This window comes from Polymorphospora sp. A560 (assembly GCF_045781765.1).
Taxonomy (GTDB): Bacteria; Actinomycetota; Actinomycetes; order Mycobacteriales; family Micromonosporaceae; genus Polymorphospora; species Polymorphospora lycopeni.
Genome location: NZ_CP122282.1, coordinates 2,080,731 through 2,106,817, shown reverse-complemented (window position 1 = coordinate 2,106,817; position 26,087 = coordinate 2,080,731). Strand labels below are relative to the sequence as shown.

Annotated in this window: 26 protein-coding genes and 1 pseudogene; 11 read left to right on the top strand and 16 right to left on the bottom strand. The window is 74.0% G+C overall.

What is annotated here, in order from left to right; genetic code table 11:
* Positions 1-46 precede the first annotated feature (46 nt).
* Positions 47-1,042 (bottom strand): aldo/keto reductase, encoded by a 996-nt coding sequence (locus QCD66_RS09630; protein ID WP_364215557.1) that lies wholly within the window; start codon positions 1,040-1,042, stop codon positions 47-49.
* Positions 1,039-1,431, bottom strand: coding sequence for a MerR family transcriptional regulator (locus QCD66_RS09625; protein WP_357540748.1), 393 nt, complete (start codon positions 1,429-1,431; stop codon positions 1,039-1,041). The genes QCD66_RS09630 and QCD66_RS09625 overlap by 4 nt, the downstream gene beginning before the upstream one ends.
* A gap of 154 nt (positions 1,432-1,585) precedes the next feature.
* On the opposite strand from QCD66_RS09625, the gene QCD66_RS09620 reads away from it, so the two are divergent.
* Complete coding sequence (locus QCD66_RS09620) at positions 1,586-2,302, top strand: ABC transporter ATP-binding protein (protein WP_375734865.1); 717 nt, start codon at positions 1,586-1,588, stop codon at positions 2,300-2,302.
* Positions 2,299-3,054: an ABC transporter permease gene (locus QCD66_RS09615; protein ID WP_364215564.1), complete on the top strand. Its 756-nt coding sequence runs from the start codon at positions 2,299-2,301 to the stop codon at positions 3,052-3,054. Before QCD66_RS09620 ends, QCD66_RS09615 begins: the two co-directional genes overlap by 4 nt.
* Positions 3,055-3,188: 134 nt before the next feature.
* Here QCD66_RS09615 and QCD66_RS09610 read toward each other — a convergent pair whose 3' ends face one another.
* Positions 3,189-3,950: a DUF2470 domain-containing protein gene (locus QCD66_RS09610; RefSeq protein WP_357540734.1), complete on the bottom strand. Its 762-nt coding sequence runs from the start codon at positions 3,948-3,950 to the stop codon at positions 3,189-3,191.
* A 73-nt stretch (positions 3,951-4,023) separates the two neighbouring features.
* Here QCD66_RS09610 and rpsD point away from each other — a divergent pair, with 73 nt between their 5' ends.
* Complete coding sequence (rpsD, locus tag QCD66_RS09605; protein ID WP_375734864.1) at positions 4,024-4,635, top strand: 30S ribosomal protein S4; 612 nt, start codon at positions 4,024-4,026, stop codon at positions 4,633-4,635.
* 131 nt (positions 4,636-4,766) lie between these two features.
* Here rpsD and QCD66_RS09600 read toward each other — a convergent pair whose 3' ends face one another.
* Positions 4,767-6,515 (bottom strand): ABC transporter ATP-binding protein, encoded by a 1,749-nt coding sequence (locus QCD66_RS09600; RefSeq protein ID WP_375734873.1) that lies wholly within the window; start codon positions 6,513-6,515, stop codon positions 4,767-4,769.
* A 252-nt stretch (positions 6,516-6,767) separates the two neighbouring features.
* Positions 6,768-8,642, bottom strand: coding sequence for an ABC transporter ATP-binding protein (locus QCD66_RS09595; protein WP_375734872.1), 1,875 nt, complete (start codon positions 8,640-8,642; stop codon positions 6,768-6,770).
* 250 nt (positions 8,643-8,892) lie between these two features.
* Here QCD66_RS09595 and QCD66_RS09590 point away from each other — a divergent pair, with 250 nt between their 5' ends.
* A complete protein-coding gene (locus tag QCD66_RS09590) occupies positions 8,893-9,522 on the top strand; it encodes a TIGR03085 family metal-binding protein (RefSeq protein WP_364215569.1) in 630 nt (209 codons plus the stop codon).
* A 105-nt stretch (positions 9,523-9,627) separates the two neighbouring features.
* On the opposite strand, the gene QCD66_RS09585 is transcribed toward QCD66_RS09590, so the two are convergent.
* The gene (locus QCD66_RS09585) at positions 9,628-10,098 is read right to left on the bottom strand and encodes a septum formation initiator (RefSeq protein ID WP_375734863.1); all 471 of its coding nucleotides are present in this window, start codon (positions 10,096-10,098) and stop codon (positions 9,628-9,630) included.
* Between the two features lie 103 nt (positions 10,099-10,201).
* On the opposite strand from QCD66_RS09585, the gene QCD66_RS09580 reads away from it, so the two are divergent.
* From QCD66_RS09580 to QCD66_RS09565, 4 genes are all read left to right on the top strand, one after another.
* The gene (locus QCD66_RS09580; protein WP_357540726.1) at positions 10,202-10,891 is read left to right on the top strand and encodes a response regulator transcription factor; all 690 of its coding nucleotides are present in this window, start codon (positions 10,202-10,204) and stop codon (positions 10,889-10,891) included.
* Positions 10,888-12,171 carry a HAMP domain-containing sensor histidine kinase gene (locus QCD66_RS09575; RefSeq protein WP_364215576.1) on the top strand — a complete coding sequence of 428 codons (1,284 nt, stop codon included), beginning with the start codon at positions 10,888-10,890 and terminating at the stop codon, positions 12,169-12,171. The genes QCD66_RS09580 and QCD66_RS09575 overlap by 4 nt, the downstream gene beginning before the upstream one ends.
* 462 nt (positions 12,172-12,633) lie before the next feature.
* Positions 12,634-13,143 carry a PepSY domain-containing protein gene (locus QCD66_RS09570; RefSeq protein WP_375734862.1) on the top strand — a complete coding sequence of 170 codons (510 nt, stop codon included), beginning with the start codon at positions 12,634-12,636 and terminating at the stop codon, positions 13,141-13,143.
* 216 nt (positions 13,144-13,359) lie between these two features.
* Positions 13,360-15,186, top strand: a complete 1,827-nt coding sequence (locus QCD66_RS09565; protein ID WP_375734861.1) for an AMP-dependent synthetase/ligase — start codon at positions 13,360-13,362, stop codon at positions 15,184-15,186.
* A gap of 66 nt (positions 15,187-15,252) precedes the next feature.
* Here QCD66_RS09565 and QCD66_RS09560 read toward each other — a convergent pair whose 3' ends face one another.
* Positions 15,253-16,722 carry a PLP-dependent aminotransferase family protein gene (locus tag QCD66_RS09560; RefSeq protein ID WP_364221529.1) on the bottom strand — a complete coding sequence of 490 codons (1,470 nt, stop codon included), beginning with the start codon at positions 16,720-16,722 and terminating at the stop codon, positions 15,253-15,255.
* Between the two features lie 58 nt (positions 16,723-16,780).
* Between QCD66_RS09560 and QCD66_RS09555 the strand changes: the two genes are divergently transcribed.
* Positions 16,781-17,521 carry a YitT family protein gene (locus tag QCD66_RS09555; protein WP_375734860.1) on the top strand — a complete coding sequence of 247 codons (741 nt, stop codon included), beginning with the start codon at positions 16,781-16,783 and terminating at the stop codon, positions 17,519-17,521.
* A 50-nt stretch (positions 17,522-17,571) separates the two neighbouring features.
* Positions 17,572-18,036 (top strand): hypothetical protein, encoded by a 465-nt coding sequence (locus QCD66_RS09550; protein WP_364221523.1) that lies wholly within the window; start codon positions 17,572-17,574, stop codon positions 18,034-18,036.
* Between the two features lie 31 nt (positions 18,037-18,067).
* Here the strand turns inward: QCD66_RS09550 and hisF are convergent, their stop codons facing one another.
* From hisF to hisD, 9 genes are all read right to left on the bottom strand, one after another.
* On the bottom strand, positions 18,068-18,844 hold the full coding sequence (gene hisF, locus QCD66_RS09545; RefSeq protein ID WP_375734859.1) for an imidazole glycerol phosphate synthase subunit HisF: 777 nt from the start codon (positions 18,842-18,844) through the stop codon (positions 18,068-18,070).
* A gap of 67 nt (positions 18,845-18,911) precedes the next feature.
* Positions 18,912-19,913 (bottom strand): NADP-dependent oxidoreductase, encoded by a 1,002-nt coding sequence (locus tag QCD66_RS09540; RefSeq protein ID WP_375734858.1) that lies wholly within the window; start codon positions 19,911-19,913, stop codon positions 18,912-18,914.
* Positions 19,910-20,644 carry a bifunctional 1-(5-phosphoribosyl)-5-((5-phosphoribosylamino)methylideneamino)imidazole-4-carboxamide isomerase/phosphoribosylanthranilate isomerase PriA gene (gene priA, locus QCD66_RS09535; protein ID WP_375734857.1) on the bottom strand — a complete coding sequence of 245 codons (735 nt, stop codon included), beginning with the start codon at positions 20,642-20,644 and terminating at the stop codon, positions 19,910-19,912. Before priA ends, QCD66_RS09540 begins: the two co-directional genes overlap by 4 nt.
* 20 nt (positions 20,645-20,664) lie before the next feature.
* Positions 20,665-20,991, bottom strand: coding sequence for a hypothetical protein (locus tag QCD66_RS09530; protein ID WP_357544190.1), 327 nt, complete (start codon positions 20,989-20,991; stop codon positions 20,665-20,667).
* A 115-nt stretch (positions 20,992-21,106) separates the two neighbouring features.
* Positions 21,107-21,727: an imidazole glycerol phosphate synthase subunit HisH gene (hisH, locus tag QCD66_RS09525; protein ID WP_375734856.1), complete on the bottom strand. Its 621-nt coding sequence runs from the start codon at positions 21,725-21,727 to the stop codon at positions 21,107-21,109.
* Between the two features lie 22 nt (positions 21,728-21,749).
* A complete protein-coding gene (locus QCD66_RS09520) occupies positions 21,750-21,923 on the bottom strand; it encodes a hypothetical protein (protein WP_364221511.1) in 174 nt (57 codons plus the stop codon).
* Between the two features lie 16 nt (positions 21,924-21,939).
* On the bottom strand, positions 21,940-22,554 hold the full coding sequence (gene hisB, locus QCD66_RS09515) for an imidazoleglycerol-phosphate dehydratase HisB (protein WP_364221508.1): 615 nt from the start codon (positions 22,552-22,554) through the stop codon (positions 21,940-21,942).
* A 70-nt stretch (positions 22,555-22,624) separates the two neighbouring features.
* Entirely contained in the window at positions 22,625-23,695 is a 1,071-nt protein-coding gene (locus tag QCD66_RS09510; RefSeq protein ID WP_375734871.1) for a histidinol-phosphate transaminase, read from the bottom strand.
* Between the two features lie 14 nt (positions 23,696-23,709).
* Entirely contained in the window at positions 23,710-25,038 is a 1,329-nt protein-coding gene (hisD, locus tag QCD66_RS09505; protein WP_375734855.1) for a histidinol dehydrogenase, read from the bottom strand.
* 87 nt (positions 25,039-25,125) lie between these two features.
* On the opposite strand from hisD, the pseudogene QCD66_RS09500 reads away from it, so the two are divergent.
* Positions 25,126-25,829 (top strand): annotated as a pseudogene (locus QCD66_RS09500) (LON peptidase substrate-binding domain-containing protein).
* The last annotated feature ends 258 nt before the right edge of the window (positions 25,830-26,087 follow it).

Below are 26,087 nucleotides of genomic sequence, written 5' to 3'. Positions count from 1 at the left end.
CGCCGGTGCCGTCCGGCGGGCCCGGTCAGCCGCCGGTGCGGTGCCGTCAGTGGCCGACGTACCGCATCGCCGCCTCGGGGTAGCGCTGCCCGGCGACCGCGCCGGCCGGCACGGCCGAGTCCAGTTCGGCGACCTGCCCGGCGGTCAGCCGCACGTCGGCGGCGGCGGCGTTCTCCTCCAGGTAGCGGACCCGCTTGGTGCCCGGGATCGGCAGGATGTCGTCGCCGCGGGCGAGCAGCCAGGCCAGCGCCGCCTGCGCCGGGGTGCAGCCGATGTCGGCGGCGACGGCCCGGACCCGGTCGACGAGGGCGAGGTTGGCGGCGAAGTTCTCCTCGGCGAACCGTGGTGCGCCGGCCCGCCAGTCGCCGCTGACCTGCTCGCGGGAGGTGATCCCGCCGGTGAGCCAGCCCCGGCCGACCGGCGAGTACGCCACCAGGGCGACGCCGAGTTCCCGGCAGGTGGCCAGCATCCCACCCTCGACGTCCCGGGTGAACAGGGAGTATTCCATCTGCACGGCGGCGACCGGGTGCACGGCGTGCGCCGCCCGCAGCGTCGCCGGGCTGACCTCCGACAGGCCGACGAGGCGTACCTTGCCGGCCGAGACCAGGTCGGCGAGCGCGCCCATGGTGTCCTCGATCGGGGTCGCCGGGTCACGCCGGTGCAGGTAGTACAGGTCGATGGTGTCGATGCCGAGCCGGGCCAGCGAGGCGTCGCACGCCTCCCGGGCCCACTGCGGGCTGCTGTCGACGTACGCGCCGGGCTGGCCGGTGGCTCCCCCGCCGCTGGACCGGTTGCCGAACTTGGTGGCGAGGAACACCTCGTCGCGGCGGGCCCGCACGACCGGGCCGAGCAGTTCCTCGTTGGCGCCCCAGCCGTACATGTCGGCGGTGTCCAGGTGGTTGACGCCCAGGTCGAGGGCGCGGTTCAGGGTACGGGTCGACTCGGCGTCGTCGGGCTGGCCGTAGGCGAAGCTCATACCCATGCAGCCGAGCCCGATCGCGGAGACCTCCGGGCCGGCGGCGCCCAGGCGGCGGCGGATCATGCCTCGCACCCGGCCGACGCGCCGTCGTAGAAACCGATCTTGTAGTTGAGCACGGTGAGGTCCTCCTCGAGTTCGGCCATCCGGGCGAGTACCCGGTCCCGGTGCGCTTTCAACAGGGCGAGCCGGGCCGCGTTGGTCCGGTCCCCCTGCCGGGCGAGTTCGGCGTAGCGCCGCATGTCACGCACGGGCATGCCGGTACGGCGCAGCCGGGTCAGCAGGACCAGCCAGTCGACGTCACGTTCGGTGTAGCGACGCCGGCCGGCGGTGTCCCGCCCGACCGGGGCGACCAGCCCCTCCTGCTCGTACCAGCGCAGCGTGTAGGTGGTCAGGCCGACCCGCTCGGCCGCCTCGCCGACGGTGAGCGTCCGTTCGGTCAGTTGGGTGTCCACGTACCCAGCCTGGCAGTTCGAGCGCACTCGAAGTCAAGCCCGCCGCGCCCGCGTCCGCCGGTCGGGGCCGGGCCCGGGACCAGGGCCGACCCGGTCGGGCCGCCACGGCGCGTCCGGACCCACTAGCCTGGACGTGCCTCATCGAGGAGGGGCCATGGACAGCGCGATCGAGGTCACCGGTCTGGTGGTCGAGCGCGGTGGGCGGCGGGTGCTCGACGGCATCTCCTGCACGATCGCGCGCGGCGCCGTCACCGGGCTGCTCGGCCCCAGCGGCAGCGGCAAGACCACCCTGATGCGGGCCGTGGTCGGTGTGCAGCGGATCAGGTCCGGCGGCGTCACCGTGCTCGGTCAGCCGGCCGGCTCCGCGCCGCTGCGCCGCCGGCTCGGCTACCTCACCCAGGCCCCCAGCGTCTACGCCGACCTGACCGTACGGGAGAACGCCCGCTACTTCGCGGCGCTCTACGGCCTGCCCCGGTCCGCCGCCGACCGGGCGGTGACCGACGTCGGCCTCGCCGACGCCGCCGGACAGATCGTCGGCACGCTCTCCGGCGGCCAGCGCAGCCGGGCCTCGCTCGCCTGCGCCCTCGTCGGCGAACCCGAGATCGTCGTGCTCGACGAGCCCACCGTCGGCCAGGACCCGGTGCTGCGCGCCGACCTGTGGGCCCGGTTCCACGACCTGGCGTCGCGCGGCACCACGCTGCTGGTCTCCAGCCACGTGATGGACGAGGCCGGCCGCTGCGACCGGCTGCTGCTGATCCGTGACGGCCGGCTGGTCGCCGACGACACCCCGGACGCGGTACGCGCCGACGCCGGCACCGCCGACCTCGACGAGGCGTTCCTGCGCCTGATCAGGCGGGAGGCCGACCGGTGAACGGGCGCATCCTGGCGGCGACGGTGGGCCGGGTCCTGCGGCAACTGCGCCACGACCGGCGTACGGTCGCACTGCTCGTGGTGGTGCCGGCGGTGCTGCTCACCCTGCTCGACTTCATGTACGCCGACCAGCCGGTGCCGCCGGGCCAGCCGGCCACCTTCGACCGGGTGGCGCTGGTGATGCTCGGCGTCTTCCCCTTCGTGATCATGTTTCTGGTGACCAGCATCGCGATGCTGCGCGAGCGGACCAGCGGCACCCTGGAACGGCTGCTCACCACCCCGCTGCGCCGGCTCGACCTGCTGTTCGGGTACGGCATCGCGTTCGGCCTGGCCGCGGTGGTGCAGGCCGGCGTCGCCGCCGGGGTGGCGTACTGGCTCCTCGACCTGGACACGGCCGGCAGCCCGGCGCTGGTCCTGCTCATCGCGGTGGTCGACGCGGTCCTCGGGGTGGCGCTCGGGCTGTTCTGCAGCGCCTTCGCCCGCACCGAGTTCCAGGCGGTGCAGTTCATGCCGGTGGTGGTGATCCCGCAACTCCTGCTCTGCGGGCTCTTCGTTCCCCGTGACCAGATGGCCGGCTGGCTCCAGGCGGTCAGCGACGTCCTGCCGCTGTCGTACGCGGTCGAGGCGCTGCAGGAGGTGGGCGCCAACGCCGAGCCGACCGGCACGATGTGGCGGGACGTGGCGATCGTGTCGGGGGCGGCGGTCGTCGCCCTGGTGCTCGCCGCCGCCACCCTCCGCCGCCGCACCGGCTGACCCACCCCGCCGGGTTGCCGCGTTGATCAAGGACTAGTCGTGGTGTTCGCCGCCCGAGTCGCGGCATACATCCCCTTGATCAACGTGGCGGCCGGGGCCCGGCGCGCGTGCCGCCCCCCGGAGCGGGCCGGGGCTCAGCGGCGGGGGGCCGTTTCACCGCAGCGGTGGCAGAGCACGGGGTGCAGCAGTTTGGCCAGGTCGGCGCGGTCGGTCACCGGGCGGGGGAACGCCAGCCGGGCGCAGTAGCGCGAGCCGGGCGGGCCGATCGCGACGACGAAGCCGTACCGGTCGAGCCGGACCACCTGCGGCTGGTGGTCCGGCTCGTGGTCGTGGCCGGCGCCGCGCAACTGGCGGCGGATGAATCCGGCCATCTCGGTGACGTGGTGGTCGCCGAGGTCGGCGAGCAGTTCGCCCTCCTCGTCGCGCAGCGGGTCGGGTTCGGCCTCGGCGTAGTCGTCCGGGTCGATGTCGATCATCACGCCGGCGCGCTCGAGGCGCACCTCGGCGACGTCGACCCGGTGCAGGACCATGCCCCGGCCGACGTCGAGCAGGTCGCCGGTCGGGTCGACGGCGGCGTAGTCGACGGCGGCGGCGACCGCGGCGGCGCCGGTCAGTTCGGCGGCCCAGCCGGAGATCCAGACCCGGCCGAGCGACGGCGATCCGGTCACCGGCGGGACGTCCGGCACGTCGAGCACGACGGCGACGTCGTCGGCGCCGTCGGCCGGGTGCAGGGCGTACGCGGGCAGCGTGCCGGCGCGGGTCAGCAGGAGCAGCTGTCCGGACGGGTCGGTGACGTGGCGGACCGGATGCGGGCCGGGCCGGCAGGCGACGTGCGCGGTGCCGGCCAGTCGGCCGGCGGCGAGAGTACGGGCGACCTCGGCGGGGCTGGGTTGCATGACATCGTCCTCCGGCATCCGTTAGCCTTACCTAAGTTAGGAGAGGCTAACTTATCAACCAGGAGGCGTCCACGTGAACCAAGCTCGTCCGAAGGTGCGACTCTCCCGGGCCCTGGGCATCCCGCTGACCCGCAAGTGCACCAAGTACTTCGAGCGGCGCCCGTACCCGCCGGGAGTGCACGGCCGGTCCCGCCGCAAGACGTCGGACTACCAGGTCCGACTGCTGGAGAAGCAGCGGCTGCGGCACCAGTACAACATCAGCGAGACCCAGCTCCGGCGTGCCTTCGACGAGGCGGCCCGCAGCACCGGCAAGACCGGCGAGCAACTGGTCAACCTGCTCGAACGCCGCCTCGACGCGGTCGTGCACCGGGCCGGGCTGGCCCGCACCATCTACCAGGCCCGCCAGCTCGTCGCCCATGGACACTTCACAGTGGACGGTGGCAAGGTCGACCGGCCGTCGTACCGGCTGCGGCCCGGCCAGATCGTGACCGTACGCGAGCGCAGCCGGACCAAGCCGCCGTTCCAGGTCGCCGCCGCCGGCGGATACGCCCCGGACGGCCCGACCGCGCCGTACCTGTCCGTCAGCCTGTCGGACCTGACCGCCACCCTGCTGCGCGAACCGGCCCGGCGCGAGGTGCCGATCCTCTGCGACGAGCAGCTCGTCGTCGAGTTCTACTCGCGCTGACCCGCGGGCGGCGGCCTCCTCCCCGGCCGCCGCCCCGGCCGATGTTCACCCCGCGCCGGACCGGCCAGGGGTTCACCCCGCGCCGGACCGGCCGGCGGGTCGCCCCCGCGCCGCCGGACCGGCCGGCGGGATCAGCGGGTCTGCTCCAGCCAGGAGGCGAAGAGCAGCGCGTAGACCGAACCCGGGTCCCGCAGCAGCTCGGCGTGCGGCCCCCGCTGCACCACCCGCCCCTTGTCGACGACGATCACCTCGTCGGCCGCCTGCGCGGTGGAGAGCCGGTGCGCGATCGCGACCGTCGTACGCCCCCGCGTCACCGCCTCCAGGGTCCGCTGGAGGCGTACCTCGGTCGCCGGGTCGACCGCGCTCGTCGCCTCGTCCAGGACCAGCAGGTCCGGGTCGGCGACGTACGCCCGGGCCAGCGCCACCAACTGCCGCTCCCCGACACTGAGCGCCTCGCCGCGCTCCCCCACCGGGGTGTCGAGCCCGGCCGGCAACCCGTCGACCCAGTCGGCGAGCCCGAGATCGGTGAACGCCGCCGAAAGCTCCCCGTCGGTCAGCGACGGCCGCCCGAAGCGCACGTTGTCGCCGACCGTGGTGTCGAACAGGAACCCGTCCTGCGGCACCATCACCACCCGCCGGCGCAGCGACTCGAACCGTACGTCGGTCAGCGGCACCCCGGACAGCAGCACCTCGCCCCGCGTCGGATCCATCAACCGGGTCAGCAGCTTCGCGAACGTCGTCTTGCCGCCACCGGTCTCCCCGACCACCGCCACCCGGGTCTTCGCCGGGATCTCCAGCGTGACGTCGGAGAGCACGTTCGGCCCGCGCTCCCCGTTGCCCGCCGGATAGGCGTACGCGACGTCGGCGAACCGTACGTCGATCGGCCCCGCCGGCAGGTCCCGGCCCTTCTCGCCCGGGTCGGCGACGTCCGGCGCCACGTCGAGCACGTCGAGCACCCGCCGCCAGCCGGCGATCGCGTTCTGCGCCTCGTTGAGCACCTCGGTCGCGATCTGCACCGGCTGGACGAACAGCGTCACCAGGAACAGGAACGCGGTGAGCTGTCCGATCGTCATGGAGCCGTCGACACCGAGCCGGACCCCGAGCACGACCACCGCCGCCAGCGCCAGACCGGTCGCGATCTCGCCGACCGAGAAGCTGGTCACGCTCGTGCGGATCGCCCGCTGCTGGGCGACCCGGTGCTGGTCGATCGTCTCGTCCAGCCGCCGGGCGATCCGGCCCGACACCCCGTAGGCGCGGATCACCGGCGCGCCGACGACGGTCTCGGACACCGCGGCGAGCATCGCCCCGGTCCGCTGGCGGACCACGCCGTACGCCCCGGCGAGCCGGCGCTGGAACGCCCGGATCACGATCACCGCCGGGACGAACGCGGCCAGGACCACCAGGGTGAGCTGCCACGAGTAGACCGACATCACCACGGCGGTGACCACGACCTGACCGCCGTTGATGAGCAGGATCACCCCGCCCCACTGGAGGAACTGGCTGACCTGGTCGATGTCGCTGGTCACCCGGGACACCAGCGAACCGCGCCGCTCCGACTGCTGGTGCAGCATCGACAGGTCGTGCACGTGCCGGAACGTCCGGGTCCGGATCCCGGCCAGCGCCGTCTCGCTGACCGTGAAGAGCCGGCGCATCATCAGGTAGCCGCACAGCGTGGTCACCGCCAGGATCGCGGCCGTCACCGCCACCACCGCGCCGACGACCCCGAGAGCCGGGCCGTCCTCGGCGGCGAGGCCACGGTCGATGCCCTGCTGGATCGCGACCGGCACCACGGCCCGCCCGACCATCGCCACCAGGGCGAGCGCGATCGTGCCGCCGAGCCCGGTGCGCAACTCCGGCGACAGCGCCAGCCCCCGGCGCATCGTCCGCCAGGTGCTCTCCGTCGCGGCAGTCGTGTCACTCACTGTTGCTCGCCTTTCGTTCGCGACTGCGGGGCTCACTCGCTGCGCTCGCTCACTCCTCACGCTCACGGCGTCACCTCGCTGCGCTCGGCACCGCCGTACCGAGGACTGAGCCCAACCGTTCGCTCGCTCCGCTCGCTCACGGCGTCACCTCGCTGCGCTCGGCACCGCCGTGCCCAGGACTGAGCCCAACCGTTCGCTCGCTCCGCTCGCTCACGGCGTCACCTCGCTGCGCTGCGCCGTCGGGCTCGTCGCTGCGGCGTCGTCGGACTCGTACGGCTTCTCGCGCTCCCGCTCGGCCTCGGCCCGCTCGTACGCGGTCACCAGGCTGGCGTAACCGGGCACGTCGGCGAGCAGCGCCTGATGGCTGCCCCGGGCGACGACCCGGCCGTGCTCGACGTAGACGACCTCGTCGGCGAGCGCGATCGTGGCCCGGCGGTAGGCGACGACGAGGATCGACGTACCGGTGCCGGATCCGCCGCCCGACCCGGCTCCGGGATCGCGCAGCGCGGCGAGGATGGCGGCCTCCACCCGGGGGTCGACGGCGCTGGTGGCGTCGTCGAGCACCAGCAGCCGGGGCCGGCCGGCCAGCGCCCGGGCCAGGGTGAGCCGCTGCCGCTGCCCGCCCGACAGCGACGTGCCGCGTTCGCCGACCATGGTGTCCAGCGCCTCGGGCAGCCGGGCGACGAACCCGTCCGCCTCGGCCAGCCGCAGCGCCGCCCACACGTCCTCGTCGCCGATGCCGGACCGGTCCAGCGAGATGTTGGCCCGTACGGTGTCGTCGAAGACGAACGGGACCTGGGCGACGAGCGCGACGGTGCCGGCGAGCGAGTCGGCGGCGAGATCGCGTACGTCGACCCCGTCGAGGTCGACGGTGCCGGACGACGGGTCGACCAGCCGGACGGCGAGCGAGGCGATCGTCGACTTGCCGGAACCGGTCGGCCCGACCAGTGCCACGGTGCGACCGGCCGGCACGGTGAACGACACGTCGTGCAGCACCGGCTGGCCCGGCCGGTCGTCGTCGCCGGTGGGATAGGCGTAGCTGACCCGGTCGAAGGTCAGGGTGGCCGGGGCGCCGCCGCGCCGGTCGAGTTCGGTCCGGCCGTACGCCATCTCGCCGGTCGCCTCGAGGACCCGGACGAGCCGGTCCCAGCCGGCGACGCTGCGCGGGAGTTCGGCGAGCACCCAGCCGATGGCACGGACCGGGAACGCGAGCACGGTGAACAGGAACGCGACGCTGACCAGCTCGGTGACGGTGATCGCGCCCTGGCTGAGCCGGGCCGCGCCGACCAGCAGGATCGCCAGGGTGCCGAGGCTGGGCAGGGTCTCCAGCAGCGGGTCGAAGACGCCGCGCAGCCGGCCGACCCCGATGAGCGCGTCGCGCAGCTCGCCGGCCCGGCCGGCGAACCGCTCGGTCTCCGGTGCCTCACGCCCCATGGTCTTGACCACCAGGGCGCCGTCGAAGCTCTCGTGCGCGATCGCGGAGACCTCGGCCCGCAACTGCTGGGCGAGCGCCTGCCGGGGCGCCATCCGGCGGGAGTAGACGACGTTGAGGGCGAACAGCGCCGGGAAGATGGTGAGGCCGACCAGGGCCAGCACCCAGTCGGTGACGAAGAGCGAGCCCATCGCCGCCAGCAGCATCAGGACCGTGCCGACCGCGAACGGCAGCGGCGCGATCGGGTACCAGGCCGCCTCCACGTCGGAGTTGGCGTTGGACAGCAGCGTGCCGGTGGCGTGCCGCTGGTGCCACGACAGTGGCAGGTCGAGGTAGCGGCGGGTCACCCGGCGGCGGTAGCTGGCCTGGAGGCGGTACTGCATGAAACCGGCGCCGAGCCGGCGGCCGAAGATGCCGACCACCTTGACGACGCTGATCCCGAACAGGGTCGCGGCCCCGAGGGCGAGCAGGCTCACGTCGACCCGGCCGGCGGTGACCGCGGGCGCCGCGACCTCGCCGACGATCGCGCCGACCACGTAGGCGCTCGCGATGGTCACCAGGCCGAAGACGAGGCTGCCGGCCACCGCCACGGTGAAGATCCTGGGCTGTTCCCGGATGGCGTATCCGAGGATCCGCATTCCTCGAAGCAGGATGTCCCGACTCGTCTTCGCCACACTGTCCCCCGCCGTGAGTTGCCGTACCGTCGCCCGGTCCCACCGGGGCGCCCCTCGCCGTAAGTTCCCCTACCCGCACCCCGGCCTTACCGGGGCGACCCCCCATCCTGACCCACCCGGCCCCGCTGTGACGACCTGGTAACAGACGTAACCGCCGTCACAGTCGGGCACCGCCGGGTGTCGCACCGGCCGGCGCGCCGGGAAGGCCGATCGCGCCTACGATCCAGGAATGCCGACGTACGCCCAGACCGAACGCCGGGACCTGGCCGACCTGTTCCTCGCCGTCGGCCCCGACGCTCCCACCCTGAACGACGGCTGGCGCACCCGTGACCTGGCGGCCCACCTGATCGTCCGGGAACGCCGGCCGGACGCCGCCGGCGGCATCGTGCTGCCGCCGCTGCGCGGGTATGCCGAGCGGGTGCGTCTGCGGATCGCCGGCCGACCCTACCCGGAGATCGTGGAACTCGTGCGCCATCCTCCGTGGTGGAGCCCGATCAGCAACCCGCTGTTCGACCGGGCGGCGAACACGATGGAGTTCTTCATCCACCACGAGGACGTACGGCGGGCCCAGCCGGGCTGGCACCCGCGCGAACTGACCGCCGACTTCCAGGCCACGCTGTGGCGGCGGGCGTCGACGCTGGCCCGGTTGAGCCTGCGCAGGTTCCGCGCCGCCGTGCTCGTGCAGGCACCCGGGTACGGCGAGACGTCCGCCGGCGCCGGCGGTGACCGCCTGCGGCTCGTCGCCGCCCCGGCCGAACTGGTGCTGTTCCTCAGCGGCCGGCAGCGGGCCGCCCGCGCCCAGATCGAGGGCTCCCCGCCGCTGGCGGCCCGCCTCCGCGAGGCGAAACTCGGCTTCTGACCCCCGCCCGCCCCGCACCTTCCCCGCGATCTTGCGGTTGTCTCCCCCGTTCGCCGGATTCGCCGGGCGACAGGTGCAAGATCGAGGAGGGTGGGCGGCGCGGGGTCAGTCGTCCAGCTCCCAGGTCACCCTGGGCTGCCCGTCGACGCAGGTGACGCTGACCTCGTAGCTGCCGCCCGGGCCGTTGAAGGTGACCTCGGCGTCGTCGTCCGGGCCGCGGTCGACGTCGGACGCCCCGTACCCCTGGTGCGGGGTCCACGAGGTCAGCTCCGCCTCGCCGCCGACGCAGCGGGCCACGACCGTACCGCCCGGGGTGGACAGGGCGTGTCGGGGTTCCGGGGTCGCGGCCGGCGTGGTCGGCGTGGCGCTCGGGCTCGGCTCGGGTGCCGGGCCGGTCGGGCCGGCCGACGGCGGCAGGGCCAGGTCCCGGGCGATCCGCTCCTGGCTGTAGACGTCGCCCGCGGAGCCACCGGTGATCCCGGCCCCGATGACGTTCACCGCCCCCACCCCGGTGAGGGTGGCGGCGGCGACGGCGGCCAGCCAGCCGGCCACGGCGAGTACGGTTCGACGGCGCATGCCCCGACTATCCACCCGCCGCCGTTAACGTCGGGGCCGGGGAACCCTAAAAGAGGGTTAACGGGTGCCGTGAACGCCGATCGACCGGGATAACGTGCCTGCTGTGGCACGCCTGCTGATCATCGAAGACGACCTGGCGATCCGGACCCCGCTGATCCGCGCGCTGCGCGACCGCGGACACGCCGTCGCCGCCGCGCACACCGCCCTCGGTGGCCTGCAGAACGCCCTGGACGACCGGCCCGACCTCGTCGTACTCGACCTCGGCCTGCCCGACCTCGACGGCCTGGAACTGCTGCGGATGCTGCGCGCGGTCAGCAAGGTACCGGTGATCATCGCGACCGCCCGCGACGACGAGGCGGAGATCGTCCGGGGGCTCGACGCGGGCGCCGACGACTACGTCGTCAAGCCGTTCACCGCCGCCCAGCTCGACGCCCGGGTACGGGCGGTGCTGCGCCGCGGCGGCAGCGAGCCGGTCGACAGCACGGTGACCGTCGGCGAGTTGCGGGTCGACCCGGCCGCCCGGCTGGCCAGCCTCGCCGGCGCCCCGCTCGACCTGACCCCGCGCGAGTTCGACCTGCTGCACCACCTCGCCGCCCGGGCCGGCCAGGTGGTCAGCAAACGCGAACTGCTGACCGAGGTCTGGCAGGTGCCGTACGGCGGCGCCGACAAGACCGTCGACGTGCACCTGTCGTGGCTGCGCCGCAAGCTCGGCGAGACCGCGCAGGAACCCCGCTACCTGCACACGGTGCGTGGGGTCGGGGTACGCCTCGACGCGCCGGCGGAGCCCCGGTGAGGCGCCGGCTGTCGCTGCTGGTCGCCGCCACCACCATCCTGGTGCTGGTCGCCTTCCTGGTGCCGCTGGCGCTGCTGCTGCGTACCGTCGCCCAGGACCGGGCCGTCGGTGCCGCCACCGCCGAGGTGCAGGGCATCGTCGCCGCCGTCGGCGCGGCCGACCCGGACACCCTGCGGCTGAGCGCCGAGCAGGTCGCCGCCGCGTCCGGCCAGCCGGTCACCATCTTCCTGCCCGACGGTTCGGTGCTCGGTACGCCGGCACCGCGTACCCCGGCGGTCGAACTCGCCGCGCGCGGCCGCAGCTTCACCGCCGAGAGCGCCGGCGGCCACGAGATCGTGGTCGCGGTGCAGGGCCGGCCGGACGGCACCGCCGTCGTACGCACCTTCGTCCCCGACGACGAGCTGACCCGCGGCGTGAACCGGGCCTGGCTGGTGCTCGCCGGGCTCGGCGCCACACTGGTGCTGCTCGGCCTGCTGGTCGCCGACCGGCTGGCCCGCAACCTGGTCCGGCCGATCGGCGAACTGTCCGAGGTGTCGCACCGCCTGGCCCGGGCCGAGCTGACCGCCCGCGCCACCCCGTCCGGCCCGCCGGAGCTGCGCGAGGTCGCCGGCGCGCTCAACCACCTCGCCGGCCGCATCCAGGAGCTGCTGCGCGAGGAACGCGAGCAGGTCGCCGACCTGTCGCACCGGCTGCGTACCCCGCTGACCGCGCTGCGTCTGGAGGCCGAGTCGCTGGCCGACCCGGCCGACGCGGCCCGGATCACCGCCGGTGTCGACGCCCTGGAACGGGCCGTCACCGGGCTGATCACCAAGGCCCGCAAGCGCAGCGACACTCCGGCCCACGACGGCTGCGAGGCGACCGCCGTCGTGGGCGACCGGGTCAACTTCTGGTCCGTGCTCGCCGAGGACACCGGCCGGGCCGTCACCCTCGACCTCGCCGCCGGCCCGCTGCCGGTACGGCTCTCCGCCGACGACCTCGCCGCGGCCCTGGACGCCCTGCTGGGCAACGTGTTCGCGCACACCCCCGACGGGACCGCGTTCACGGTGACGCTGGCCCCGGGGCCGGGCGGCGGCGCCCTGTTGACCGTCGCGGACGAGGGGCCGGGGCTGCCGGCCGACCAGGTACGCCGGGGCGAGAGCCGCGGCGGTTCGACCGGTCTGGGGCTCGACATCGCCCGCCGGGCCGCCCAGTCCAGCGGCGGCAGCCTCGACCTGAGCGCCGGCCCCACCGGCGGCGCCCGGATCACCCTGACCCTGGGCCCCCTCACCCACCCCACCTGACCCCCACCCGCCCCTGCCGCCCCGTCCCCGTGCCCCCGCCCTCTGCCCCGTTCCCCCGCCCCGCGATCTTGCACTTGTCTCCCCCTTCTGCCCGGAATGTCGGGCGACAAGTGCAAGATCGCGAGGACGCGTGCCGGGGGCACCACGGGCGTTCCGGGGATGGGTAAGTGTGGCGGCCCACAGCGAATTCGCTGTCGTTACGCCGAATTCGCTGTGGGCCACGACAGCAATACCCCGGCGGCCCGGCCCTGCCGGCGGCCCGGCCCTGCCGGCGGCCCAGCCCTGCCGGTGGCCCAAGCCCTGCCGGTGGCGTCGGCCGTTGAGGCGGTCGCCCCGCCGGGGCGTCTCGACCACGGCCGGGCGGCCCGGCGGTCCTTAACCCGGCCTTAGCGTTGCCACAGCGCGGCCCTATCCCGATCCGGGCGAACCTCTTGGCTACGAGCAACCGAAGGAGGTTCCACCATGACCCGCAAGTCGATCGTCGCCCTGGCCGTCGGCGGAGTCGCCGCCCTTGCGTTCACCGGTACGGCACTCGGCGTGGCGGCGGCGTCGGACACCATCGAGAACCGGCAGCAGACGACGAGCGTCGCGCTGACGAGCGCCCCGGGTACGCCCGGCACGCCCGACACCGCGCCCACCACCGGTCCGACCAGCGGGGAGACGAGCAGCCCGGCCCCGACGCAGAGCAGCCCGACCGGCGGCCCGGCGTCGGGTGGCGACGCGATCTCCGCCGAGCGCGCGAAGGAGATCGCGCTCGGCAGGGTGGGCGGCGGCACCGTCGAGGAGGTCGACCGGGACCGGGAGCACGGCCGCCCGGTCTGGGAGGTCGAGATCTACAAGGGCCAGGTCGAGTACGAGGTCGACGTCGACCGGGAGACCGGCGAGATCGTCAAGTTCGAGCAGGACGACGACGATGACGACGACCACGACGACGATGACCACGACGATGACGACGACCGCTACGACGACTGACCCCACCGCCCACGGTCACCGTGGCCGTACCGCAGCACGCCAGCCGGCTCCCCGCGTCACCGACGCCGGGGGCCGGCTTCGTCCGGCCCGGCTGACGGATGCCGACACGGCCGGCCGGGACTAGCCGAAAGTGGTCAGCGCAAATAGCCTCGGTAACACTGAATTAACGTGACCACGATCACGCACACTACCTCGACCCCGGAGGCGGCCCCCAATATGACACTTGACGTCCCTTACCGGTCCATCCCGGACATGTTTTTCAAGCGCATCGCGAAGACTCCCGACCGCGAGGCGTTCGCCCACCCCGCCGCGGACGATTCCGGGCCGGTCTGGCTGACCTGGGCGCAGGTCGGCGACCGGGCCAAGGCGTTCGCGGCCGGCCTGCGCGGGCTCGGGATCAGCGGCGAGGACCGGGTGGCGATCGTCGCCGGCACCCGGCTCGAGTGGGTGCTGGCCGACCTGGGCATCATGTGTGCCGGCGGGGCCACGACCACCGTCTACCCGACGACCGAGCCGGAGGACGCCGCCTTCATCGTCGCCGACTCCGGCTCCAAGGTCGTGGTGGCGGAGAACCCGATGCAGGCCGGCAAGCTCGCCGACGCGAACCTGCCGGCACTGACCCACGTCATCCTCATCGACGGCGAGCCGGACCCGGCCGCCCCGTTCCCGCAGTTGACGATGGCCGAGGTGGAGAAGCGGGGCCGCGAGGCACTCGCGGCCGAGCCGGATCTGATCGACAAGGTGGTGGCCGAGATCGGGCCGGACCACCTGGCGACGCTGATCTACACCTCGGGTACGACCGGCCGGCCCAAGGGGGTCGAACTGCTGCACGGCGGCTGGTGCTGGGAGGGGATCGCGCAGGGCCAGAACAACCTGCTCATCGCCGACGACCTCCAGTACCTCTGGCTGCCGCTGTCGCACTCGTTCGGCAAGACGCTGATCTGCGGCGTCATCCACGTCGGCCTGCGGACGTACGTCGACGGCCGGGTGGACAAGCTGGTCGAGATGCTGGCCGTGGTCCGGCCGACGCTGATGTGCGGCGCCCCCCGGGTCTTCGAGAAGGTCTACAACAAGGCGGTCACCACCGCCCGGGACGGCGGCGGCGCCAAGGCGAAGATCTTCTCCTGGGCGGTCCGTACCGGCCTGGAGAAGGTCGCCCTGGAACAGGCCGGCAAGCCGGTGCCGGGTGGGCTGAAGTTCCGCTACGGGCTGGCCGAGAAGCTGGTCTTCAGCAAGCTCCAGGCCCGCCTCGGCGGCCGGATCCGGGTGCTGGTCTCCGGTGCCGCACCGCTGAGCAAGGACATCGGCGAGTTCTTCGCCGCCGCCAACCTGCCGATCTCCGAGGGGTACGGCCTGACCGAGACGAGCGCCGGCAACTTCGTCAACCGGCCGGGCCAGCTCCGGATCGGTACGGTCGGCCAGGCGCTCGGCGACCTGGAGTGCCGGATCGACCCGGACGGCGAGATCCTGGTCCGCGGCAAGCCGGTGATGCGCGGCTACCACAACCTGCCGGACGAGACGGCCGCCGCGTTCACCGAGGACGGCTTCTTCCGCACCGGTGACATCGGTGAGCTGGACGCCGACGGCTACCTGAAGATCACCGACCGGAAGAAGGACCTGGTCAAGACGTCCGGCGGCAAGTACATCGCGCCGTCGCACATCGAGGGCATGTTCAAGGCGGTGTGCCCGTACACGTCGCAGGCGGTGGTGATCGGGCAGGCCCGCAACTACTGCACGATGCTGGTCACCCTCGACCCGGACGCGATCGCCGGGTGGGCGGCCGGCGGGCCGCTGGCCGGGAAGTCGTACGCCGAGATCGTCGCCTCGCCGGAGGCCAAGGCGATGGTCGACGGCTACGTGAAGGAGCTGAACGGCAAGCTCAACCGGTGGGAGACCATCAAGAAGGTGACGATCCTGCCGCGCGACCTGACCATCGAGGATGGTGAGATCACGCCGTCGCTGAAGATCAAGCGGCGCGGCGTGGAGGCCAACTTCGCGGCCGAGATCGAGCGGATGTACGAGGGTTCGCTCGCCGAGATCTGATCCCGTGCCGGGGCGGGCGTCCGGGTGGACGCCCGCCCCGCGCGTGTCCGGGACACCGGGCGCGGATCAGGCGATGACGGCCGGCTCGCTCCATCGTGGACGGCTGGCCCGGTCGAGGTCGTAGCGGACCGCGGCGATCCGGTGCACCGCGTCGACGAGTTCGGCGGCGGGCAGCGTGAACGGCAGCCGCAGGAAGCGTTCGAGCGTGCCGTCGAGCCCGAACCGGGGGCCGGGCGCGAGCCGTACCCCGACGTCCTCGGCGGCCCGGGCCAGCGCGCTGGAGACCGGCCCGTCCAGTTCGGCCCAGAGCGTGACGCCGCCGCCGGGCACCGACACCCGCCAGTCCGGCAGCATCTCGGCGACGGCGGCGAGCAGGGCGTCGCGCTGGGCGGCGAGCTGCACCCGCCGGGCCGGCACGATCGTCGCGGCCTGGGCGAGCAGGCGTACGGCGACCAACTGGTCGAGGACCGGGCTGGCCATGTCGACCCCGACCCGGGCGGCGGCCAGCCGCTGCACCAGCGGCGCGGAGGCGCGTACCCAGCCGATCCGCATCCCGCCCCAGTACGGCTTGCTCATCCCGCCGATGCAGATCACCCGCGAGTGCCGGTCGAAGACGGCGGTCGGCGGCGGCATCGGCGTGCCGTCCAGCGGCAGGTCCACAAACGACTCGTCGATGATCAGGTCGGTGCCGCTGGTGTGGGCCGCGGCGACGACCGACTCGCGCAGCTCGGCCGGCATCAGGTGGCCGGTCGGGTTCTGGAACTCGGGGATGAGGTAGGCCAGCCGGGGCCGGGTCTGGCGCAGGCCGGCGAGCAGCAGTTCGCCGTCCCAGCCGGCGCCGTCGCCCTCCGGGGCGGCCGCCAGGCCGTGGGTGGCGATCCGGGCCCGGCGCGCGGCGAGCGCGGCCAGCGCGTTGGGATAGGTGGGTGACTCGACCAGTACGCCGGCACCGACCGGCAGGGTCAGCCGCAGCACCAGGTCGAGGGCGTGCTGGGTGCCGTTGGTCACCATGATCTGTTCGGGGCTGGTGGGCAGCCCGCGGTCGGTGTATCCCCGCGCCACCGCCTCGCGCAGTTCGACGATGCCGGTCGGGTGGTAGCCGGCGCCGTGGACGTAGCGGGGCAGGTCCTCGGCGGCGGCGCGGGCAGCGGGAACCAGCTCGGGCGGTGCGGCGAGCGCGGCGACGCCGAGGTCGATCATGTCGAGGTCGTCCTGCGGGGTCCACAGCCCGGAGCTGGCCACCCGGTGGCCGCCGGGCAGCGTGGTCCAGCTTCCGGCGCCGCGCCGGCTGGTCAGGTGCCCGGTCTCGCGCAGTTCCCGGTAGGCGGCGGTGACCGTGGTGCGGCTGACTTTCAGCGCCTCGGCGAGTTCGCGTTCGGCGGGCAGCCGTACGCCCAACGGCAGGCGCCCGTCGGCGAGCAGGCCCCGGATGGCGCCGGCGAGGGCGGCGTAGTCGGGGCTGCGTCGGCGGCCCGGAAGTGCATGCCACTGCCCGAGTAACCGGGCCAGTTGACTGCCTCGCACGGTACTGGTCATGCCACTCCTCCAGGATTGGCTCTTATCCTTCCGCAGATTGGCCCTCAGAGTGGCATGCGTGTCAAGAATTGGCAATTTCCGTGGCCGGCGCCTGCCCCGGCGGCTGGTCCAGTTGTACGCCGGCCTGGCGCTGTACGGCGCCAGCATGGCGCTGATGATCGAGTCGACGCTCGGCCTCAACCCGTGGGACGTCTTCCACCAGGGCCTCGCCATCCACACCGGGCTGTCGATCGGCGCGGCGAGCATCCTGGTCGGTGCCGTCGTACTGCTGCTCTGGATCCCGCTGCGGCAGCGGCCCGGCCTCGGCACCGTCAGCAACGTGGTCGTCGTCGGGCTGGCGGTCGACGCCACCCTCGCCGTACTGCCCACCCCACGGGCGATGGTGTTGCGGATCCTCTTCATGGTCGTCGGCATCGTCGCCAACGGGATGGCGACCGGCCTCTACATCGGAGCCCGGTTCGGCCCCGGGCCGCGCGACGGCCTGATGACCGGCTGGGTGGCGCGGCGACCGGGCCGGTCGATCCGGATGGTCCGGACCGTCATCGAGGTCACCGTGGTGACCGTCGGCTGGCTGCTCGGCGGCACCGTATGGATCGGCACCCTGCTCTACGCGGTCTCGATCGGCCCACTGGCCCACCGGTTCATCCCGCTGTTCACCGTGCCCGGACCGGGCCGCGCCTCCCCGAGCCCGGCTCGACCGGATGCCACCGGTCCCGTCGGGTCTTCCCCGGCCCCGGTCCAGGTCGGACCCGCCGTACCCGGTGTCGGGTCCGACGACGGCCGGAAAACGGGCGGATAACAGGGGATCCCGTGGTTCCATCGGTGGCGCTCGACGGGCATCATTGGCGCATGGCCGACGAGGGGTGGCGGTGGACGGACGCGTGGATCTTCGTCTCGGTGGTCATCGCCGGTGGGGCGGGACGACACCTCCGGGCACCGACAACACGCCGGCCGGAGGGCATCCGGCTCGCCGACGTCCTCTCCACGGCCGACCACCTCAACCGGGCCATCCCCGACCGTGAGGACATCGAGACCGCCGTACGCCGGCTGGCCGGCGCCGGCCTGATCACGGTCGACGACGGCTGGTTCCGGCTCACCGCGAGCGGCGAGACGCTGTGGCGCACCCGGCCGCGCAGCGGGCTGGCGACGACCGTCGACACCATCCACGGCGCCCTCAACCGCCGGCACGCCCCGGGCGACGCCGACTGGGCGCTGGACGAGCGCGAGCACGCCCGCGCCATCCACGAATACGCCGCCCACTTCACCGCGCCGGCCCCGCGCCGGTCCCCCGAGGGCGGCCCCTACCGCGACTGAGCCGCGGGCCCGGCGGGCCCGCGGCGCACGGTCAGCGGACCGGGTGGCCGCCGGCCCGCAGGGTCTGCTTGACCTCGCCGATGGTCAGTTCGCCGAAGTGGAAGACGCTCGCGGCGAGCACCGCGTCGGCACCGGCCGCCACCGCTGGCGGGAAGTCGTCGAGCGCGCCCGCACCACCGCTGGCGATGACCGGGATGTCGACCGCCGCCCGGACCGCCCCGATCAACGCCAGGTCGAAGCCGGCCTTGGTGCCGTCGGCGTCCATCGAGTTGAGCAGGATCTCGCCGGCACCGAGTTCGGCGCCCCGGCGGGCCCACTCCACCGCGTCGAGCCCGGTGCCGCGCCGGCCGCCGTGCGTGGTGACCTCGAACCCGCTGCCGCCGGCCGCCGGACTGCCGGCCGGTGCCCGCCGTACGTCGAGCGACAGCACCAGCACCTGCCGGCCGAACCGGTTGGCGATCTCGGCGATCAGCTCCGGCCGGGCGATCGCCGCCGTGTTCACCCCGACCTTGTCGGCGCCGGCACGCAGCAGCGTGTCGACGTCGGCGACGGCCCGTACGCCGCCACCGACGGTCAACGGGATGAAGACCGACTCGGCGGTACGGCGTACGACGTCGAGCATCGTCCCCCGGCCGGCGGAGGAGGCGGTCACGTCGAGGAAGGTCAGCTCGTCGGCACCGGCCCGGTCGTAGGCCGCCGCCAGCTCGACCGGGTCACCGGCATCGCGCAGGTCGAGGAAGTTGACCCCCTTGACCACCCGCCCGGCGTCCACGTCGAGACACGGGATCACCCGTACCGCCACCGTCATGGCCCGAGCCTATCCGGCCGCCGGACGGCCCCCGCCGGCCGCACGGGGCGGGCCGGCACCCGCCCGGTCACAGGCGGACCAGCATCTTGCCGAGGTTGTCGCCGCGCAGCAGGCCGAGGAACGCCGCCGGGGCGTTCTCCAGCCCGTCGACCACCGTCTCGTCGTACCGCAGCTCGCCGCCGCGCAGCCAGCCGCCGACCTCGGCGACGAACTCGTCGCGCAGGTGATCGTGGTCGCTGACCAGGAAGCCGCGCAGGGTCAGCCGCTTGCCGATCGCCGACGCCAGGTTGCGCGGCGCGGCCGGCGGCTCGTCCGTGTCGTACTGGGCGATCGCGCCGCACATCGCCACCCGGCCGTGCACCCGCAGCGCCGACAGGGCGGCCTCCAGGTGGTCGGCGCCGACGTTGTCGAAGTAGACGTCGATGCCGTCCGGCGCGGCGGCGGCCAGCGACTCGCGTACCGGGCCGTCGTGGTAGTCGAACGCGGCGTCGAAGCCGAGTTCGTACAGCCGCTGCACCTTGGCCGCCGAGCCGGCGCTGCCGACCACCCGGGCGGCGCCGCGCAGCTTCGCGATCTGGCCGGCGAGGCTGCCGACCGCGCCGGCCGCCCCGGAGACGAAGACCGTCTCGCCCGGCTTCAGCCCGGCCACGTCGACCAGACCGGCGTACGCGGTCAGGCCCGGCATGCCGAGCGCCCCCAGGTATGCCGACGGCGGCGCCAGCTCCGGGTCGACCGGTCGGGCCGAGGCGTCGTCGACGACGGCGTACTCCCGCCAGCCGAGGCCGTGCAGGACCAGTTCGCCGCGCTGTCGACGGGTGCCGGCACCGGTCGCGACGACCTCGCCGACCGCACCGCCGTCGAGGACCGCGCCGACCCGGAACGGCGGGACGTACGACTTCACGTCGTTCATCCGCCCGCGCATGTACGGGTCGACGGACATCACCACGTTGCGGACCAGGAGCTGGCCGGGGCCGGGCTCGGGGACCGGCACCTCGACCACGGCGAAGTTGTCCGCGCCGGCCCTCCCGGCCGGCCGGGAGGCGAGGTGGACCTCACGGCCGACGGTCATCGGGCGCCGGCCTCGGCGAGGACGGCGAGGGCCTCGGCGACGGTGAACGCCCCCGCGTACAGCGCCTTGCCGGCGATGACGCCCTCGACGCCGACCGCCTCCAGCGTCGACAGGGCGCGCAGGTCGTCCAGGGTCGACACCCCACCGGACGCGATCACCGGCGCGTCGGTACGGGCACAGACCTCGCGCAGCAGGTCCAGGTTCGGGCCGCGCATCGTGCCGTCCTTGGTGATGTCGGTGACGACGTACCGGGACGTGCCGGCCTTGTCGAGGCGCTCCAGCACCTCGAAGAGGTCACCGCCGTCGCGGGTCCAGCCCCGGGCGGCCAGCGTACGGCCGCGGACGTCCAGGCCGATCGCGACCCGGTCGCCGTACTCGCCGACGATCCGGTCGCACCACTGCGGGTCCTCCAGCGCGGCGGTGCCGATGTTGACCCGGGCCGCCCCGGTGGCCAGCGCCCGCCGCAGCGACTCGTCGTCGCGGATACCGCCGGACAGTTCCACGTCGACGTCGAGCCGGCCGACCACGTCGGCGAGCAGTTCGGCGTTCGAGCCGCGGCCGAAGGCGGCGTCCAGGTCGACCAGGTGGATCCAGGTCGCGCCGTCACGCTGCCAGGCCAGCGCGGCCTCCAGCGGGTCGCCGTACGTGGTCTCGCTGCCGGCGGCACCCTGCACCAGGCGTACGGCCTGGCCGTCGGCGACGTCGACGGCGGGCAGAAGCGTGAGGCTCAACGGAACTCCTTAGTGGGAATCTAGGTGCGCCGGCCGAGGGCGATCACGACGACGGCCGGCAGGACCAGCAGCATCAGCAGGATCAGCGCGATGCGCAGCGCCATGTCGTCGACGAGCAGCACGATCGCCGCGACGGCGCACAGCGTGAGGATGACGATCCCGGCACGTTCGCCGCGGCTGCGCCGGGCGAGCATCCGCCCCGTACGGCGGTCGGGCAGCCGGGGGGTGAGGCGGCGCAGCAGGGCCCGGCGGCGCTGCCGGCGGGCGACCGTACGGGCCCGGCGGGCCCGCTCCCGCTCGAGTTCGGCCTGCCGGGCCGCCCGGAGCCGGGCGCGTTCCTTGCTCACCGCCAGCCACCGCCGTTGGTACGGCGCCGGCGGCGGGAGGCGACCGGTGGCCGCCGCCCGTCGCTGTCGATCCGCCGCGACCGTGGAGCGGCCGGTGGCCGCCGTGGACCGCGGTTCACAGGGTCGCGATCCAGTTGCGCAGCAGCGTCGCCCCGGTGTCGGCGGACTTCTCCGGGTGGAACTGGGCCGCCGACAGCGGGCCGAGTTCGACCGCCGCCGCGAACGGCGCCCCGTGGTCGGCGGTGGTGACCAGCGCACCGGCGTCGGCCAGCGCGCCCGGATCCAGCGCCGCGTACGAGTGCACGAAGTAGAAGCGCGACGCGGGCGGCAGGCCGGCGAGCAGGCGGGAGCCGGCCGGCGGCTCGACGGTGTTCCAGCCCATGTGCGGCACCCGCCGGGCCGGCAGCCGGGTGATGCCGCCGGGCAGCAGGCCGAGCCCCTTGGTGACCACGCCGTGCTCCTCGCCGTGGCCGAAGAGCACCTGCATGCCGACGCAGATGCCGAGCACCGGCCGGCCGGCCGCGACCCGGTCGGCGATGACCGGGCCGGCCCCGAGCGCGTCGATACCCGCCATGCAGGCGGCGAAGGCACCCACGCCCGGCACGACGAGCCCGTCGGCGCCGGCCGCTGCGGCCAGGTCGGCGGTGACCGTCACCGAGGCACCGGCGCGCACCAGCGCCCGCTCGGCCGACCGCAGGTTGCCCGACCCGTAGTCGAGAACCACGACCTCGGTCATGCGCCCACCTCGCTCCGCTCGGTCACGAACTGTCCCCCGGTAGTAGCCAGAGCACGCCGCCGGCGGCGGCGAGCAACGCGAGTACGGCGACCAGAGCGACGGCACCGCGTCCGGCGCCCTGGCGGTACATCGACCAGGCGCCGCCGACCAGGATCCCGGCGAGCGCCAGCAGCAGGATCGGGATCGCCGCGCCCATCAGGCCCGTCCCGGCTTCACAGGGTGCCCTTGGTGCTCGGGATCGCGCCGGCCAGCTTCGGGTCGACCGACACCGCCTCGCGCAACGCCCGGGACACCGCCTTGAACTGCGCCTCGACCACGTGGTGGGCGTCCGGGTGGCCGCCGGGCCGGGCCGCGCGCAGCACGTCGACGTGCAGGGTCAGCCGGGCCGTCTGCCCGAACGACTCCCAGATGTGCCGGGTCATGCTGGTCGCGTAGACCCCGCCGATGTACGGCACGAGCAGCGGCTCGTCGTGCACGACGTACGGCCGGCCGGACAGGTCGACGGCGGCCCGGACCAGCACCTCGTCCATCGGCACGGTCGCCGAGCCGTAACGGCGGATGCCGGCCTTGTCGCCGAGCGCCTGCGCGAACGCGGTGCCGAGGGCCAGCGCGGTGTCCTCGATCGTGTGGTGCGCGTCGATCTCCAGGTCGCCCTCGGTGTGCACGGTCAGGTCGAAGCCGCCGTGCCGGGCGATCTGGTTGAGCATGTGGTCGTAGAAGCCGACCCCGGTGCTGATGTCGGCCTTGCCGGTGCCGTCGAGGTCGATCTCGACGAGCACCTTGGTCTCGGCGGTGGTCCGCTCCACCCGCCCGATTCGCCCGCTCACAGCGTCTCCTCGCTTCGCTCACAGCCGCCATGAGTCGACCTGAGCCGCCCGATTCGCTCGCCACGCTCGCTCATGACATTCCCTCGATCGCGGTCAGGAAGGCGTCGGTCTCCTCCGGCGTGCCGGCGGTGACCCGCAGCCAGCCGGGCAGGCCGACGTCGCGGATCAGCACCCCCCGGTCGAGCAGGGCCCGCCAGGCGGCCTTCTGGTCGCCGCCGACCTCGAAGAGTACGAAGTTGGCGTCGCTGTCGGCCACCCGGATCCCCCGCCCGCGCAGCGCGGCGACGATCCGGTCCCGCTGCGCCTTGATCGCCTCCACGGTGGCGAGCAGGGCCGCCCGGTGCGCGAGCGCCGCCCGGGCGGCCGCCTGGGTCAGCGACGACAGGTGGTACGGCAGCCGCACCAGTTGCACCGCGTCGACCACGGCCGGGTCGGCGGCCAGGTAGCCGAGCCGGCCACCGGCGAACCCGAACGCCTTGCTCATCGTGCGGGTCACCACCAGCCGGGGGTGGCCGGGCAGCACGGTCAGCGCGCTCGGCGTGCCCGGCCGGGCGAACTCGGCGTACGCCTCGTCGACGACGACCATGCCGGGCGCCACGTCGAGGACGGCGGTCAGCACGGCCGGGTCGAGCGCGGTGCCGGTCGGGTTGTTGGGCGAGCAGAGCAGCACCAGGTCGGGCCGGTACCGTTCGACCTGCGCGGCGGCGTCCGCGGCGGTCAGGTCGAACGAATCGCCGCGCCGCCCGTCGACCCAGGTGGTCCCGGTCCCGAGCGCCAACAGCGGGTGCATCGAGTAGGCCGGGGTGAACCCCAGCGCGGTCCGCCCCGGTCCGGCGAACGCCTGGAAGAGCTGCTGCTGGATCTCGTTGGAGCCGTTCGCCGCCCACACGTTCGCGGTCGTCAGCCCGTGGCCGAGATAGTCGGCGAGGTCACCGCGCAGCGCCACCGCGTCGCGGTCGGGATAGCGGTTGAGGTCGCGCAGCTCGGCGGCGACCGCCTTGGCGATCGCCTCCACGACCGGCTCCGGCACCGGGTAGGAGTTCTCGTTGGTGTTCAGCCGGACCGGCACGTCGAGCTGCGGCGCCCCGTACGGGCTGCGACCGCGCAGGTCGTCCCGCAGCGGCAGGTCGTCCAACGTCACGCCGTCCCCCGCGGTCACAGGTCGCTCCCCGGGAAGCGCGCCTTCACCGCGTCGCCGTGTGCCGGCAGGTCCTCGACCGCCGACAGGGTCACCACGTGCCGGGCCACGTCGCGCAGCGCCGGCTCGTCGTACTCGACGATGTGGATGCCGCGCAGGAACGACTGCACGGACAGCCCCGAGGAGTGCCGGGCGCAGCCGCCGGTGGGCAGCACGTGGTTGGAGCCGGCGCAGTAGTCGCCGAGCGACACCGGCGCGTACGGCCCGACGAAGATCGCCCCGGCGTTGCGTACCCGCAGTGCCCACTCCCGGGCGTCGCGGGTCTGGATCTCCAGGTGCTCGGCCGCGTAGACGTCGACCACCCGCAGCCCGGCCCCGAGGTCGTCGACGAGGACCACGCCGGACTGCTCGCCGGTCAGCGCGGTCGTGACCCGCTCGGCGTGCTTGGTGGCGGCGACCTGCCGGGTCAGTTCGCGCTCGACCGCGTCGACCAGCTCGACCGACGGGGTGACCAGGACGCTGGCCGCCAGCGGGTCGTGCTCGGCCTGGCTGATCAGGTCGGCGGCGACGTGGGCCGGGTCGGCGGTGTCGTCGGCGAGGATCGCGATCTCGGTCGGGCCGGCCTCGGCGTCGATGCCGACGACGCCGCGCAGCAGCCGCTTGGCGGCGGTGACCCAGATGTTGCCCGGCCCGGTGATCATGTCGACCGGTTCGCACCGCTGCCCGCCGCCGACGTCGGAGCCGTACGCCAGCATCGCGACCGCCTGGGCGCCGCCGACCGCGTAGACCTCGTCGACGCCGAGCAGCGCGCAGGCGGCGAGCACCCGGGCGTCGGGCAGCCCGCCGTTCTCGGCCTGCGGCGGGCTCGCCACGACCAGCGCGCCGACCCCGGCGACCTGGGCCGGTACGACGTTCATCACCACGGTCGACGGGTACATCGCCAGGCCGCCGGGCACGTAGAGGCCGACCCGGGAGACCGGCACCCAGCGTTCGGTGACGGTGCCGCCGGGCACCACCTCGGTGACGGTGTCGGTGCGGCGCTGGTCCTCGTGCACCTTGCGGGCCCGGGCGATGCTCTCGACCAGCGCGGCCCGTACGCCGTCGTCCAGGGTCCGCTCGGCGGCGGCGATGGCCTGCGCCGGAACCCGGAACTCGGACAGCTCCAGCCCGTCGAAGCGATGGGTGGCGTCGCGGATCGCCGTCAGGCCATGCTCGCGCACCGCCTCGACAACCGGGCGGATCTTGTCGACCGCTACGGAGACGTCGAGTTGGGCACGGGGCAGCAGGCGGCGCGGGTCGGAAGAGCCGTCAGGGCCCCCCGCGCGCAGGTCGATCCGGTTCAGCACCCTTGCGAGTCTAGGCGGCACGCCACGGACGGGTCCGGCGCCGCCCAGCGGGCGGGACGGTGAGCCGGGCCACGCTAGGCTCGACCGGTGAACCAGCGGCTGCCGATGTTTCCCCTCGGGACGGTGCTGTTCCCCGGCCTGGTGCTGCCGTTGCACATCTTCGAGGAACGCTACCGGGAACTCGTCCGGCATCTCGTCGGTCTGCCCGAGGGCACGCCCCGCGAGTTCGGCGTGGTCGCCATCCGCAAGGGCTGGGAGGTACGGCCGGCGGCCGGGCCGCCCGGCACCGCCCCGGCGTCCGGGCCGGTCACCCTGCACGAGGTCGGCTGCACCGCGGAGATCCGGCAGGTGACCGAGCTGCCCGACGGGCGTTTCGACATCGTGACGGTGGGCCGCCGCCGGTTCCGGATCACCGGCATCGACGAGCAGACGGAGCCCTACCTGACCGCCGACGTGGAGTGGCTGCCCGAGCCGGCCGGCCAGGAGGCGGTCGCCGACCTGCTGGCGCCGCGGGTGCTGGCGCTGTTCCGGCGCTACCTGACCCTGATCCGCACCGACAGCGCCGAGATCGCCGAGCAACTGCCCGACGACCCGACCGTGCTGTCGCACCTGGTGGCGGCGACCGCCGTGCTGACCGTCACCGATCGGCAGAGCCTGCTCTGCGCCCCCGACACCGCGAGCCGGCTCCGGGCCGAGCTGCGCCTGCTCAGCGCGAGGCGGCTCTGCTTCGCCAGGTGCGGGCGGTGCCGGTGCCGCTGCCGGAGATCGCGGTTCCGGCGAGTCCGAACTAGCCGGCTTCCCGCCGGCCGGCGGGAAACCCGGCACCGGGGTGGCACCCGGCGGCCCGGCGGCGGCCGGCCCGATGCCGTTCGACAGCCCGGCGGCGGGATCATGCGCCCCGGCGGCGAAATCGTGTGCCGCGGTGGCGGGCGGCGGTGGCCAGCCGGCCGGGTGGTCGGGCCCGGCGCCGACCGGGGGCGGCCAGCCGCCGCCGTACGGCGGGAACCCGAAGTCCGGCTCCGGCTCGGGCCGCAGCGAGGCGTACCGGG